At 62.4% G+C, this 14,548-nt stretch carries 11 protein-coding genes; 4 read left to right on the forward strand and 7 right to left on the reverse strand.

Annotation, left to right across the window (positions count from 1 at the left end; translation table 11 throughout):
* Positions 1 to 85: 85 nt before the first annotated feature.
* Entirely contained in the window at positions 86 to 1,483 is a 1,398-nt protein-coding gene (locus P0D68_RS07935) for an undecaprenyl-phosphate glucose phosphotransferase (protein ID WP_091794297.1), read from the reverse strand.
* A 634-nt stretch (positions 1,484 to 2,117) separates the two neighbouring features.
* On the opposite strand from P0D68_RS07935, the gene P0D68_RS07940 reads away from it, so the two are divergent.
* Complete coding sequence (locus P0D68_RS07940) at positions 2,118 to 3,671, forward strand: mannose-1-phosphate guanylyltransferase/mannose-6-phosphate isomerase (protein WP_408292774.1); 1,554 nt, start codon at positions 2,118 to 2,120, stop codon at positions 3,669 to 3,671.
* A gap of 128 nt (positions 3,672 to 3,799) precedes the next feature.
* Here P0D68_RS07940 and P0D68_RS07945 read toward each other — a convergent pair whose 3' ends face one another.
* Both P0D68_RS07945 and P0D68_RS07950 read right to left on the reverse strand, forming a co-directional pair.
* Positions 3,800 to 5,035, reverse strand: coding sequence for a DUF6566 family protein (locus P0D68_RS07945; RefSeq protein WP_408292777.1), 1,236 nt, complete (start codon positions 5,033 to 5,035; stop codon positions 3,800 to 3,802).
* A gap of 596 nt (positions 5,036 to 5,631) precedes the next feature.
* Positions 5,632 to 5,928, reverse strand: a complete 297-nt coding sequence (locus P0D68_RS07950; RefSeq protein WP_408292780.1) for a YciI-like protein — start codon at positions 5,926 to 5,928, stop codon at positions 5,632 to 5,634.
* Positions 5,929 to 6,377: 449 nt separating this feature from the next.
* On the opposite strand from P0D68_RS07950, the gene P0D68_RS07955 reads away from it, so the two are divergent.
* From P0D68_RS07955 to P0D68_RS07965, 3 genes are all read left to right on the forward strand, one after another.
* Complete coding sequence (locus P0D68_RS07955; protein ID WP_408184690.1) at positions 6,378 to 6,674, forward strand: PsiF family protein; 297 nt, start codon at positions 6,378 to 6,380, stop codon at positions 6,672 to 6,674.
* 251 nt (positions 6,675 to 6,925) lie between these two features.
* Positions 6,926 to 7,375: a hypothetical protein gene (locus P0D68_RS07960; RefSeq protein WP_408292783.1), complete on the forward strand. Its 450-nt coding sequence runs from the start codon at positions 6,926 to 6,928 to the stop codon at positions 7,373 to 7,375.
* Between the two features lie 379 nt (positions 7,376 to 7,754).
* Complete coding sequence (locus P0D68_RS07965; RefSeq protein ID WP_408184687.1) at positions 7,755 to 8,342, forward strand: BPSL1445 family SYLF domain-containing lipoprotein; 588 nt, start codon at positions 7,755 to 7,757, stop codon at positions 8,340 to 8,342.
* 306 nt (positions 8,343 to 8,648) lie between these two features.
* Here P0D68_RS07965 and P0D68_RS07970 read toward each other — a convergent pair whose 3' ends face one another.
* The 4 genes from P0D68_RS07970 to P0D68_RS07985 form a co-directional block, all read right to left on the reverse strand.
* A complete protein-coding gene (locus P0D68_RS07970; RefSeq protein ID WP_408292786.1) occupies positions 8,649 to 9,716 on the reverse strand; it encodes a glycosyltransferase family 4 protein in 1,068 nt (355 codons plus the stop codon).
* A gap of 230 nt (positions 9,717 to 9,946) precedes the next feature.
* Positions 9,947 to 11,128, reverse strand: a complete 1,182-nt coding sequence (locus tag P0D68_RS07975; RefSeq protein WP_408292788.1) for an AAA family ATPase — start codon at positions 11,126 to 11,128, stop codon at positions 9,947 to 9,949.
* 115 nt (positions 11,129 to 11,243) lie between these two features.
* Positions 11,244 to 12,656, reverse strand: coding sequence for an alpha,alpha-trehalose-phosphate synthase (UDP-forming) (gene otsA, locus P0D68_RS07980; RefSeq protein WP_408184686.1), 1,413 nt, complete (start codon positions 12,654 to 12,656; stop codon positions 11,244 to 11,246).
* Between the two features lie 418 nt (positions 12,657 to 13,074).
* Positions 13,075 to 14,298: a mechanosensitive ion channel family protein gene (locus P0D68_RS07985; RefSeq protein ID WP_408292791.1), complete on the reverse strand. Its 1,224-nt coding sequence runs from the start codon at positions 14,296 to 14,298 to the stop codon at positions 13,075 to 13,077.
* Positions 14,299 to 14,548 lie beyond the last annotated feature (250 nt).

A 14,548-nucleotide genomic window follows, 5' to 3' on the forward strand; every position in this document is an offset into this window, starting at 1 on the left:
AATGGAGTTGATTCAGGAATGCGCTCGCGCGATGCATTGCGCGGCTAAGGCTCAATAAGCGTGCAATGAGCGGGTAATCAGCGGGTCAATATGCGTTGCTGCCCACGAAGCCCTTCCACAGCGTCAGCACGACGATCTTGATGTCGAGCCAGAAGGTCCAGTGCTGCATGTAGTACAGATCGAGCTTGACGCGGCCCATCATCTTTTCGATGCGATCGGTTTCGCCGCGATAGCCGTTGATCTGTGCCCAACCGGTAATGCCCGGCTTGATCCGGTAGCGGTGCATGTAGCCCTTCACCAGATCCTTGTAGATGTCGTCGTGTTCGAGCGCATGCGGACGCGGGCCGACCACCGACATCTCGCCGCGCAGCACGTTGATGAACTGCGGCAGCTCGTCGAGGCTCGTGCGCCGCAAGAACGCACCGACCGCGGTGATGCGCGGATCGCGCCGCGTAGCCTGGGTGATCTTGCCAACCTCTTCCTTGTGCACGCGCATCGAGCGGAACTTGTAGATCTCGAACTGATTGCCGTCGATACCTTTGCGCTTCTGCCGGAAGAACACGGGACCGGGCGAGTTCAGCTTCACCGCGGCGGCGATCACCAGCATGACCGGCGCGAGCGCGGTCAACGCGGCGAGCGCGAACAGACGGTCGAACACGCGCTTGGGCAGCACGCGCAGATCGGTGATCGGCGAGGCGGCCAGGTTGATCGCCGGCACGCCGAGCAGATCGACCATCGGCTGATTGAAGAGCGTGAGGCTGCGCACGTCCGGAATGAAGCGGATGTTCACGAAGTCGTTGCGCAGGTCCATCACGAAGCGATGGATCGCTTTCTCCTTCGAGATCGGCAGCGCGAGCCACAGTTCGCGAATCGCGCGCTGGCGCACGAGGTGCAGCATGCGTTGATAGTCGCGCTCGACCGGCACGCCTTCGATCGCCTCGCCCGCATCCGGGTCTTCATACGGATTGATCGTGCCGTCCTCGTCGAACACCACGACTGGGCTGAACCCAGCCTCCGGACGACTGCGCATCTGCTGGATCAGAAAGCGCCCATACGGCGCGCCACCGACAATCGCCACCGCGCGCTGATTGAAGCCCTCGCGGCGCAGTCCGCGCAGAATCGAATAGACGATCACCTTGGTGACGATCAGGAGCACGATGGTCGCCACGGCCCAATAAACGAGCCACAGCCGCGACAGGCTGTCCGAGCGGTGCAGGCTGAAGCTGATCAGCACGCCGGTGATTTCCACCAGCAGCCAGCCGCCCGCCACGCGGCTCAGCATGTCATACAGCGGCTTGCCGCGCCATGACTGATAGATCCCGAGCGCGGGGAAAAACACCACCACCAGCAGACAGTCGAACGCGAGCGAGACGCTTTGCATATCGTCCAGCCACACCACTTTCCCGCTGTGCACGGCCGCCGCGATGGCGGCGCCGAGCGCGACCATGGCGATGTCGATGATTCTCGATAGAACGCTCAGCATGCGCTGCCCCTCAGTTCGTCAGTCAAGTGCCATCCGTTGGTTGATTGAAATCCGGTCCGGCGACGGGACGCACAACGCCGGTATGCGCGTCATGCAAATTCATGCGCGACGCGAAACTATTTGAAGCCGTGCTAATTGCCCTTCTGTTTCCCGTTCGAAAAACCGTCTACACGGCCGGATTGGGAAACGCGTGTCGGAATGAGTGAATACCCTTGTACAGGTATAGATAAAGCGATATTAAAATTCCCGCCGCAAGACCGCAAAATATCTCAAATTGTATCGGTCAAAATTCCAGCATTTTTTCTCAATTTTGTTCGGCAATTCTTACCGGATTTGGTGTTTGACTGATGCCCGGCAAGCGTTTATACGAGCCAATTTCATGCTTTCTGAGCGTTTTCCTACGAAGCTTACGCAGCGCCTTCTGTCGTTATTCTGCGGCATGAATGACGATAAAAAAATGGTGCGGGATTTTTTTCGGGTAATTTTTCTTTTTAAAAAATTATCCGGACATTTTTTCTTCACGAAATGGATAAATTTATTGGGCGCTTTATATAGTTTCTATTTAACGCGCTTTTATTGATTCCTGAGTTCGTGATAAAACTCGACGCATTCACCCAGCCTCGAGGAGTCCATCATGACAGCTCCGGTTACGGCCACGCCCGCCGACACCCGGTCTATGCAAGTCAAGTCCCTGAACGTCAAGCTCAAGGTTCATCCCGTGATTCTGGCAGGCGGCTCCGGCACGCGGTTGTGGCCGATGTCGCGCGAACAGCACCCAAAGCAGCTCATCGGCCTGCTCGGCGAAGATTCGCTGCTGCAATCCACCACGCGCCGTCTCGACGGACTTGAAGCCGGCTATCCGCTTACCGAGCAACTCGTCGTGGTGGCTAATGAAGACCAGCGCTTCACGACCGCCGAGCAACTGCGCACGAGCGGCAAGCCAACCCGGCTGATTCTCGAGCCCACCGGACGCGACACGGCGCCGGCGCTCACGGTGGCCGCCCTCTCCGTCGCCGCGCAGGACGAAGACGGCATCATGGTGGTCATGCCCGCCGATCACGCTGTCACGGATATCGACGGATTTCATGCGGCAGTGGCGACCGGCGTGCAGCACGCGGCAGCTGGTCATATCGTCACGATGGGTATCGTGCCGACGCGCGCGGAAACGGGCTATGGCTACATTCGTATCGGCGCGGCGCTTGGCACGACTAATGATGCACAGGACGCGGGTGTCGAAACCATCGGCAAGATCGGCGCACACAAGCTCGATCGCTTCGTCGAGAAGCCGCATCTGGAGTTGGCGCAGCGTTATATCGAATCGCAGGAGTACTGGTGGAATAGCGGCATCTTCATCATGCGTGCGTCCACCTGGCTGAAGGCGATCCGCCATTTCCAGCCGGCCATTTATGAAGCCTGCGACGCGGCCTTCGCGGGCGGCAAGGCGGACGGCGACTTCTTCCGTCTGCAACGCGACGCGTTCAGCGCGTCACCGTCGAATTCGATCGACTACGCGGTGATGGAACAGCTCGGCAACGATCAGAGCGCGGCCTCGGGCATCGTCGTGCCTTTGCAGGCGGGCTGGTCCGACGTGGGTTCGTGGGACGCGATCTGGGACATCTCGGACAAGGACGCCGATCAGAACGTAGGGCGTGGACGTGTGATGTTCGAAGGCGCCGCCTCGACCTTCGCGCATTCGGAAGGACGCCTGATTGCCTGCGTGGGCACGCAGGATCTCGTGGTGGTTGAAACGGCCGACGCCATTCTGGTAGCCGACAAGTCGCGCGTGCAGGACGTCAAGAAGATCGTGGGACGGATTCGCAACGACGGCGGACTGGAGGCGGCCAATCATCGCAAGGTGCACCGCCCGTGGGGCAACTACGATTCGGTCGACACCGGCGAGCGCTTCCAGGTCAAACGGATCGTGGTGAAACCAGGCGCGCGGCTCTCGCTGCAAATGCATCATCACCGCGCCGAACATTGGATCGTCGTGCGCGGCACGGCGCTCGTCACGCGCGGTGAAGAGCGCTTTATCGTCTCCGAAAACGAATCGGCCTATATTCCGCTGGGTGTCACCCACCGCCTGGAAAACCCCGGCAAGATGCCGCTCGAAATGATCGAGGTCCAGTCCGGTTCGTATCTCGGCGAAGACGATATCGTGCGCTTCGACGACACCTACGGACGCCAGTAACGCACGTCAATCCAGGGCGTCAGGAATGGCGTCCTGCTGACATCACCATTGAATCACAACGAATGAAGCGGGAACCTGCGGCGGTTGCTCCTACCGGCCGCGGGGAAATGCCGTGCTAGCCGCCGCGCTCATCCCGCGTGGGAGATGAGTTCTGTGTACGACGGAAAACGGTCTGATGCACTGCTCTCGGTTGCTGCGTTGACAGCCGCCGGTTCGCCGGGATAACGGCGCAGCGGGCCACGGAACGCGTTCAGCGGTCCATGCAAAGGCGCGCCGTGATTGACCGCGACGGGCTCCGGCACATGGCGCAAGGCTGGCAACGGACGAGCCGCGGCGTGCGCCGGGTTCGCTGACGCATGCGCCGATGCTGCTGATTCAGCTGCCGCTGCCAGCGTGAGGCATTCACGGTCGATCCACTGGCGCGCCCAGTCCAGCGCGTAGTGCTCTGCCGCTTGCGCATCCTCAAAGCGCGGGCCGACGAGGCCGGAGCGCTCGACGCGTTTGCCGTCCTTCATGATTTCCGCCCATGCGCGATACATGGCGTTCGGCACCCGCTCAGCCGAGACATAGATCACATAGCCGCGGTCGGCGATTTCCGTGCCGCGAGGCGCGAGACTCATCGACAGCGGACTGCGCCGATCATCGGGCGCGGGCGTGCCGCGCGCCGACGCGATGGCGGAGTTCAAACCGTGCATGGCCGCATTCACCGCGCCCGCTTCGTCCGCGCGAGGCAGTTCTGCGCGCGCGACATACCGCGCAGGCGCTGCACCGTGCGACGCCGGTGCGCGCGACACTGGCGAGACGTTCGTCATGCCGTTCGCCACACCGCTTGAAAGTCCGCTTGAAACCGCGCCTGAAACTCCGTTTGAAGTTCCATTAGCAACCCCGGACAACTGCCGCGTCATGTCGGCAATCGGATCGGCCGAACGCCAGTTGGCGAGGCTGCTCGACATACCGGGCGCCTGCCACGACTCGGGACTTCTCCACGACACGCCACGCAGATTCTCGTCGCGCGTGCGGGGGCTTTCCGCTACCGGTGCGGCGGGTTTGGCCGCGACGGGCGGCGCCGGTTGAGGGACGTACGCAAAAGTGCGACCGGTTTGCGACAACAGCCGAACCATCTCCAGCAGCGTGCCGTTCAATTGCCACTCTTCAAAGCGGCGCCGGCAAGTGGGACCCGACGGGTAACGGCCGGGCAGTTTCGACCAGGGTTCACCGGTTGTGAGAATCCACAGGACGGCGTTCGCCACGATGCGCGGTTCGGCGCGAGGCCGGCCACGCCGGTTTAAACGGACGGCCGGCTCGTCTGAGACAAGCGCTGCCAGCAGCGCCCATTCGTCATTGCTTAGCTCATCGAAAAACATTGGGTTTTCTCCACGCAGCCTGGCCGGGCCGCGGCTTTGGGACGCCACGAATTCAACTTTCACGATTCGTGTGCAGCCCGCGGTTGCACAAATATGTTTTGTACGTTCTGTCAGCTGGTCAAACCCGCCCTTTCTTAGTGCGGCTTATCCCTATTGCGAAGCACAAAACGTGGTCTCACTCGTGCATGGGAGAATTTGTGCACGAAGCATACCATCCCCAGGGTTTCCGTGAATATGAGTGAGACAAGTGTTACGGATAGAAACAATCTTGTCCTTTTTGCTGCGTCTTTTCTCGCATTACCGTCACAGAACTCCTGTTGCTTCCGGGCACAAAACGACGCTATTGCAGCGCACAACATTTAGGCATCACGCGTGAATAGGCTTTAATGAATCGGCGATCTCCTCGACTCGATATTTCGATGCATTTCGCTTGCGGCTTTGTGAGGAACAGGTGCGGGGAAGCCGCGCCCGGAAAGACTATGCGCGGTACATGAGCGCGTGGACATCGGCCTGTGCGACGCGGCGAACGCAGCGCGCCACCCGCCGACTGACTGCGCGGCTCAGCGCTTCTCCGATACGACCCGCTCGATTGGGTTTCAACGTACCGGCTTTGCCGCGCCCTCGCCGACCACCGTCGTCCATTCACGCACGCGCCAGCGCGTCACGAGACCGGAGAGCACATAGGGATCGGCTTGGGCAAAGGCTTCGGCGACTGCGGGAGAGTCGCTCTGAAAGAGCAGAACAGCGGTGTCGGTGGGCTCGCTCAACGCGCCGCCCAGCAGCAGTTCGCCGCGCCCCGCGGCGGCCCACGCGAGCTTCAGATGCTCGTCGCGGTATACGGCACGCCGTTCCAGGTAGTCGGACACCAGGTCATACATCAACAGATAGTGCATGGAGAGCCTCCTTGGGACGGTGCGGGGAAGTGGACCAGCGACGCAACCGCGGCATGCATCGCGGTCAATATTACCCATATATCGGGATACAGAATTTCATGCCGATTTACTATTCAATTGCACCTGCAGCAATGCACAAAGCATGTTTGAATTTCCAGATTCATTCTATCGAATGATGCCGTGCTAATTCGTTTGTATTCGCCTTATGCAATTAATCTGGAATGCATAACATAATTCGACATGGCCGCCATTGTCCTTTCATTCTCCAATCCGGCGCGAATCCCCGCCACGTAGGGGAAAACCAGCGTGAGCGCGTGTCAACCGGATTGCTGTTTTGGCCGTTCTGGCAGACAGCATTTGCCATAATGGACGTGCCGAGGGTCCTGGATACCGTTGACGCCCGCGCGCATGAACGACCAAAAACGTTTTCACCACCGATGGAGTGTCACATGAAAATCCAATCCGCTATCGCTACGCTGGTGCTGGGCGCTGTCCTCGTTTCGCCGGTGTTCGCGGAGAACAGCCAGCAAACGAAAATGGCCGACTGTAACAAGCAGGCCGGCGACAAGAAGGGCGACGACCGCAAGGCATTCATGAAGACCTGCCTGTCCGCCAAGCCGGCCGCCGCCGCGCCGATGAGCCAGCAGGACAAGATGAAGGCGTGCAACACGCAAGCCACCGACAAGAAGGGTGATGACCGCAAGGCGTTCATGAAGAGTTGCCTGTCGTCCGCGCCGTCCAAGTGATCACAGCAAGTCAAACATAGCGAATCGGCGCCGCGCGACGAGCGCGGCGCACGAGCGCTTTCCGTTCGAACACAGCGACGCCGTATCCGGCGCGCTGTTTGCCTGCCTCCCGCCCCGCCCTTCACTGTCCACCCGCCCGAACGCGCCATTTTTCTTCTATGATGGCTGCGGAGACGGCCCACCCCCATATACAACATTAGACGGGCCGCCATCTTGTCGTTGGTGCTGCAGAGCATCCATCGGAGGCAAGGATGGTATCGAAGCATAAAAACCGCTGGCTGAGGCGGTGGCTGGTCGTCATCATATTCTGGGCGGTGCCCGTGGCGATCGTGGTGGTGAGCGAGATTCGCGAGGAAATGGCGTACAACGCCGTCGACCTCGACCGCGCGCTCACCAGCTGGAATTTCACCGACGCACAACGCGCCGCCGGCGCCCCTGCGCGCTGCCGCGGCAAGCCCGATGAGGCGCAAGCCGCAGGCTGCCCAAGCGAGGTGCTGGCCGCGAACGCGGCGCGTCAACAGGACGCCCGCAATGAATACAGCGTGCGCCGCGCTACGCTGATGGCTTACCTCTGGCATGCATTCGTCGGCTACTGGATCGTGCCGGCCGTGACGCTGTTCCTGCTCGGCATGTTGATCGGCATGGTGCGTCGCGTATTGCGGCGTCCGCCTGCGGTCAAAAGTCCGGCGAATCACGGATGAAAGTGCTCATCCGATCCGGCATCAGATCTGCGGCGTCGAAGCAACACTTTCAGTTTGATTGCAACGCTTATACGCCCGGCGAAAAATCGGTAAAAATGATCCGTCGATGCGCTCACGGGTACCCTTCCATTGAGCCCAATCAAATCAGGCACGATTTCCCCGGAACCATTCCAACGCGCGGCGCGCGCGGCTACGCCGCAGGCTCCCGCAGCAGTCAAAATTACAGCACGACGTCTTACGATTTGCCCGAAACCCCCGTCACACAAGGCTCTTGGCCTGCCAAGGAAGCGCGCCATTTGTGCTTGCGTGTGATATAACTCAAAGGCAACCCGGCAATATCAAATGAGGTTGCGCCCCGGAACCATGACGGAGAAAAACGATGCAAAGACGAAACTTCATGTTGAAGACTACCGCTGCGCTCGCTTTCGGAGGCCTTGCACTCGCTGGTTGTACGACGAACAAAGGCAACCCTGACACACCCGCCACCGACGCATCCAAACGCCAGTCGATCGACGCTAGCGTCGAAGGCACCATGTCGCGGCTCTTCACGACCGTGCAAGGCTCGCGCGAACTGGTCTCGAAGGCGCGCGGCGTTCTCGTTTTCCCGTCGGTACTTCAGGTGGGCTTTATCGTCGGCGGTCAGTACGGCGAAGGCTCGCTGCGGGTCGGCGGCGGCACGGTCGGCTACTACAGCACGATTTCCGGTTCGTTCGGCTTTCAGGCAGGTGCGCAATCCAAGGCGATCATCTTCCTGTTCATGACGCAGGATGCACTGGATAAATTCCGCAATGCCGACGGCTGGTCGGCGGGCGGCGACGCCTCGGTCGCGCTGGTGAAGATGGGCGCAAACGGCGCGATCGACACCAACACGGCAACGGCGCCGGTCGAGGTGTTCGTGCTCACCAATGCCGGCCTGATGGCCGATGTATCACTGCAAGGCACCAAGGTCTCGCGTCTGAAGATCTAACGCGCGCGGTCCGATTGCCGGTCTGCGGGGTGTGCGTCTGATCCGCCGGGTTCCGTGAGCAGCGGTGGCCGGATCAGACGCAATCCCACGCGGACCGCCTGTGCATTGCAAACAACGCGGCACGCGCCGCGCCGGTGAGCTTTTGTGGGCCGAGGTTCAGCGCGGGCGTACCGCATGGCCTGACGCACAAGTCCCGGCCGTCCGCGGCGCCTCGCTGTTCCGAGTGATGCGGCAATAAAAAGCGGCGGTGCGCACCACGCATCGCCGCTCTTTTTTATCCCGCCGCGTTGGCTGAATCCCTTCGGATCAGCTTCCCGACGTATCGATCACCTTGAAGCGCGAACGCTTCTGCGCGCGAATCACCGACTGATACGCGTTCACATACTGTTGAGCCATGCGGTGCGAGGTGAAGCGCTCCTCGAAGCGCTGCCGCACGCCCGCACGCGGCATCTTGTGCAGACGATTGACCGCCGCCACGGCGCCGATCTCGTCTTCCACGATAAAGCCCGTCACGCCGTCTTCCAGCACTTCCGGCACCGAGCCGCGGTTGAACGCGATCACCGGCGTGCCGCATGCCATTGCTTCGATCATCACGAGACCGAACGGCTCGGGCCAGTCGATCGGAAACAGCAACGCGTGCGCACCGGACAGGAACTCGGCCTTCTGATGATCCGCAATCTCGCCGATGAACTCCACATAGGGCAAATCCAGCAACGGACGGATGTCGCGTTCGAAATACTCGCGGTCGGCCGCGTCCACCTTCGCCGCAATGCGAATCGGCATACCGCAACGGCCGGCAATCCGGATCGCCGTGTCGACCCGCTTTTCCGGCGAAATCCGGCCGAGAAACGCCAGGTACTTCTGCTCGACCGGTTGCGGCGTATAGAGCTGCTCAGGCAAGCCGTGATACACGGTGGTCAACCACTTGGCCTGCGGCAGCGGATGGCGCTGCGCGTTCGAAATCGAGATCACGGGCGCCGTGTTAAAGGTGTCGAATACCGGCTGTTGCTCCGGCAAGTCGAGCCGGCCGTGCATGGTCGTTACGAACGGCGTTTCCTGACGCTTGAAAACCGAGAACGAGTAATAGTCGAGGTGAAAATGCAGAACGTCGAAGTCTTCGGCCTGGCGGCGCACCAGTTCCATCAGCAGCATATGGGGCGCGACGCGATCGCGAATGCCCGGGTCGAGCCGCAGCGCGCGCGGCCAGACGGCTTCGAGCTTCGCGCTGGTCACGGAATCGCCGCTTGCGAACAGCGTCACGTCATGGCCGAGTTCGACCAGCGCCTCGGTGATGTACGACACGACGCGCTCCGTGCCGCCGTAAAGCTTCGGCGGCACCGATTCGGTCAGAGGGGCGATCTGCGCAATCTTCATATTGTGTCTCCGTAAGCTGACGGGCTTGCGCCTTGGGCGGTGCACGTCAGCGGCGCTGCGTATGACAGCGCCGATACCTCCGATCAATGCAATGGTCGCGCTCGGGCGCGATGCAGGACCGGCATCGATGCATTATTCACTACGGGACAACAAAAAACCGCCAATCTTGCATTTTCTCGGCGCTGTTACATCCAGCTTACATGCGGCGCGCCGCCGATACGATTGTGCGGTTATCTCGCCGGCCATTTCCACGGCGGCAAATCTCGATCGTCCGGGTCGGCGATACGGGTCGCGCCGAAGTGTTTCTCCAGCACGATCGACTGGCTCGCCTCCTCGCGCTCGAGCGACGCGATCAGCCGCGCCGCGTGCGACACCACCAGCACCTGCGAATGCGTGGCGGCTTGCGCGATCAGGCGGGCGAGCGCCGGCAGCAAATCCGGATGCAGGCTCGTTTCGGGTTCGTTCAGCACGAGGAGTTCGGGCGGACGCGGCGTCAACAGCGCCGCGACCAGCAGCAGGTAGCGCAAGGTGCCGTCCGACAGCTCCGCGCCTTTCAGCGCTCGCAGCAAGCCATGCTGCTGCATCACCACTTCGAAGCGGCCGTCCTGGGTCGCGATGTCGAGGCGCGAGCCTGGAAAGGCGTCGTCGATGGCGGCGTCGAGCGCGGCCGGGTCGCCGATCTCGCGGATAGTTTGCAAGGCCGCGGCGAGGTCCGCGCCGTCGTTCGCGAGCACCGGCGTGTGCGTGCCGATCTGCGGCAGACGCGCGGGCGCTTCGGCGTCGGTGCGGAAATGGTCGTAGAAGCGCCACGAGCGGATCTGCTCGCGCACCGTGACCATCTCGGGCGCGGTGCGTGGATCGGAGAACTCCGTCATCATGCTGTCGAAGCTGGCGACGGGTTGCGGAATGGTTTGCCAGTCGCCACGCTCATCGCGCGTGCGCAACGCCGGGCCGTGCCGGTCCACCAGCAAGGCTGAAGGCCGCAGCACCGGGCCGCTCCAGATGCATTCACGCTTGATGACTGGATCAAGCGTGAACTTGCTGGGAATGGGAGGTGACGGCCGCTCTGGCGCCGGCAGACCGAGATCGATCGCATAGCCGAACTGGTCGCCGGCAAAGCCTAGCCGCAGACTCACAGGCTCGTTGCGCCGCGTGCCCTCGACCGGAAACTCGCCGGCCAGCACCGCCCGCGAAAAGCGCTCAGGACCAGCCCACAACGTGGATGGCAGGCCGCCCTCGCGCGCCAGCGAAGTAATCACCCCGCCGCGCGCCGTCTCCGCCAGCAACCGCAGCGACCGATACACGCTCGACTTGCCGCTGCCATTGGCGCCTGTGATCACGTTCAGGCGGCCGAGCGGCACGATCAACTCGCGCAGCGACCGGTAACCCGCGACAGCCAATGTGGTCAACATGCGTCCGCCTGACGTTCAGCCGCGTATGCGTGCGCGCTCCATGGCGCCGCTACGCGCCCGCACGCGGCGAAACGTCCGCTCGACGAGCGGGCCACGCACTGGTCGATACATGCCGTCATTTATGCCCGCCGCCCTTGCCCGGCTTCTGCACCGGCACGCTGCGCAGATCGCGCAGGAAGGTATCGCGCCAGACACCCAGATCGTTCTTGCGCAGCGCCGCCATGTTGATCTCGTGGCGCCGCTGACGCGCGTCGAGCGGCATCTGCAACGCGCGCTGCAACGCTTCGCACATGCCGATTGCGTCGTGTGGATTGACGAGCAGCGCGCCCGTTAGCTCCGCCGCCGCGCCCGCGAAAATCGACAGCACCAGTACGCCGGGGTCGTCGGGATTCTGCGCGGCGACGTATTCCTTCGCGACCAGGTTCATGCCGTCGTGCAGCGGCGTCACAAAACCGATCTGCGATTCACGAAATAGCGACATCAGCTTCCAGCGGTCGTACTGCTGGTTCAGATAGCGAATGGGCGTGTAATCGAGTCCCGAGTAACGGCCGTTGATGCGCCCTGCTTCGTACTCCAGATCCTGGCGAATCTTCTGGTAGGTGGCGACGTCCGAGCGCGTGGGCGGCGCGATCTGCACCAGCGTGACGTTGCCGCGCCATTCCGGCGAGCGCTCCAGCAGATGCTCGAAGGCGCGGAACCGCTCGACGAGCCCCTTCGAATAATCCAGCCGGTCGACGCTCATGATCAGCTTGCGGCCTTCCAGGCTCTGCTTGAGGTCGAGCACGTGCTGACGGCTTTCGTAGCGCTTCGCCTGCTCGGCGATTTCGTCGGGGAACACGCCGATCCGGTACACGCCGGTGCGCAGCTTGCGGCCGAATGCTTCGACCACGCCGTCCGCGCCCACCGTACCGCGGGCGTGGCGCGTGACGTAATCCTTGAACGCGAGTTCGTCGGTGGCGGTCTGGAAGCCCAGCAGGTCGTAGCACGACAGCGACTTCACCAGTTCTTCATGCGGCGGAATGTTGAGCAGGATCTGCGGCGCGGGAAACGGAATATGCAGGAAGAAGCCGATGCGGTTCGTCACGCCCTCGTTGCGCAGCGCCTCGGCGAACGGGATCAGATGGTAGTCGTGAATCCAGATCACGTCGTCGGGTTCGAGCAGCTTGATCAGCTTGTGCGCGAGCCACGCATTGACGCGCCGGTAGCCCGCGTACTCCTCGCGCTCGTAGCGTGCGAGGTCGTTGCGGTAGTGGAACACCGGCCACAGCGTCGCGTTCGAAAAGCCGCGATAGTACTGGTCGTAATCCTTGCGCGTCAGACCCACGGTCGCGAAGGTCACCGCGCCGTCCTGCTCCAGCGTCGGACCCGCGTTGGCGACGGTCTCGCTGACCACGTCGCCGCTCCAGCCGAACCACACGCCTCCGGCATCTTTCAGCGCACCGAATACGCCGACCGCGAGGCCGCCGGCCGATCCTTTGGTTTCCGTCGGCGTTGCGACGCGATTCGACACGACGATGAGTCGGCCCATGTTGCATGTCCTCCTTGGTTCGCGCGGCGCGCTCGCGTATCGATCATCGGGTCTTTCGCGATGTCTCGTCTCGTGCGCCATCGCGCGAGGAGAACCCAAAACACAATGAGACACGCGAAGCCGCGCCGGCTTCGTGAGTGAGTGGACGGTTCGACCGCTTTAGTGCCCGATCAGTTGCATTCATCGGCGTCGGCGTGCCACAGTCTGGCGGTTTCGTGGTCAAAGCCGTGGTTAGAGCCGCGATCGAACCTGCCGCCGGACTGCTGTCAAGCCGCCGTCAAAACGCCCTCAAGCCGCATGTTTGATCGCCTGTTTGATCGCCTGTTTGATCGCCTGTTTGACCGCTTGTCTGACCGCTTGTCTGGCCGCATGCCTGATTCGCTGTCTGATCGCTGTCAAGCCCGCCGTCAGACCGCCGTCAAACTTTTTCCTTCACATGCTGCGGCAGTTCGCCCGCCGGCGGCCTCGCGGCGCGACTCGCCACCGGATCGGCCTCGGTGTGCGCGGCCGTGCTGCCGGCCGGCGTCTGCGTGCTGCGCGGCACCCAGTCGAGCGCTTCGCCTTTGCCGGCTTCGAGTTCCGCCGACACTTCCGCGCGCGCCCGCGGCAGGTACTGCGGGTAGTGCTTCTGAATGTAGTCGAGCAATCCCTCGCGCACCCGGCAGCGCAAATCCCAGTTCAGGCCGGAATCGAGCGAACTGACGAGGGCGCGCAATTGCATCGAGCGCTCGGTGCCGTCCGTCACCTGCAACACCTGCACGCGGCGATCCCACTCGGGCGCGTCCTCGACGATGCGCGCGAGTTCTTCGCGCAACGGCGCGAGCGGCATGCGGTAGTCGACGTAGAGAAACACCGTGCCGATGATCTGCGAACTGCTGCGGGTCCAGTTCGAAAACGGGTTTTCGATAAACCATTGCAGCGGGACGATCAACCGACGTTGATCCCACAGACGCACCGATACATACGTGCCGGTGATTTCCTCGATACGCCCCCACTCGCCCTGAATCACGACGACGTCGTCGAGACGGATCGGCTGCGACAGCGCAATCTGCAAGCCGGCGATCAGATTGCCGAGCACCGGCCGCGCGGCGATACCGGCGACCAGTCCCGCCACACCCGCGGACGCCAGCAGGCTCGCGCCGATCTGCCGGACATTGGGGAACGTCATCAATGCGCCGCCCACGCCGACGATCACGATCACGAACATCACCGAACGCGCGAGCACGCGCGCCTGGGTATGGATGCGGCGCGCCTGGAGGTTGTCGGCGGTATCGAGCGGATGGGCCTGAATGATCGCCTCGCCGATCGCCGCCGCCGAGCGCACCGAGAGCCAGGTGATCGCGCCGATCAGCGCGATTGCGGCGGCGTCGCGCAACGGCGTGATGAAGGTCAGCGTGTCGGGCGCTTCCCAGCCCACTGCCTCCAGCGCGAGGATCACGAGCATGAATAGCGCAGGCCTGTCGATATAGCGCAGCACCACGCTGGTGAGCGGATAAGGCCGCGCGAGCCGCGTCACGATACGCGCGCCGACCCGATGGATGCCCACGGCCAGCACCACCGCGATCACCGAGACGATCAACGCGCCGAGCCACGTGTGCAGCGGCGCTTCGGCGATACGGCTGAGGTCGTCGAGAGTAGGCATGAAGGGGAATGTCCTCCTGGCATGAGTGCTGAGCTGGGCCGGCGCGGAATCGGCCACCGGCATGGCCGCGGTGTGGCTGCGGAGTGGCGAAAGGCGCCCGGCTGCCGGGCGGCGCCGGTCGCCAGGTGCCGCTGAAGCGGACGCGAGGCCGCACGACTGCACGGCCTGCCTACTGACATCTTAGATTGTTCTTCCGCGCGATCCGCGAAAGGTGGCGAGGCCAGCCGCCTCTGCAAGCGGACAGCCGGCG

It is taken from the genome of Paraburkholderia sp. RL17-380-BIE-A, from assembly GCF_046028085.1.
In the GTDB taxonomy this organism is placed as follows: Bacteria; Pseudomonadota; Gammaproteobacteria; order Burkholderiales; family Burkholderiaceae; genus Paraburkholderia.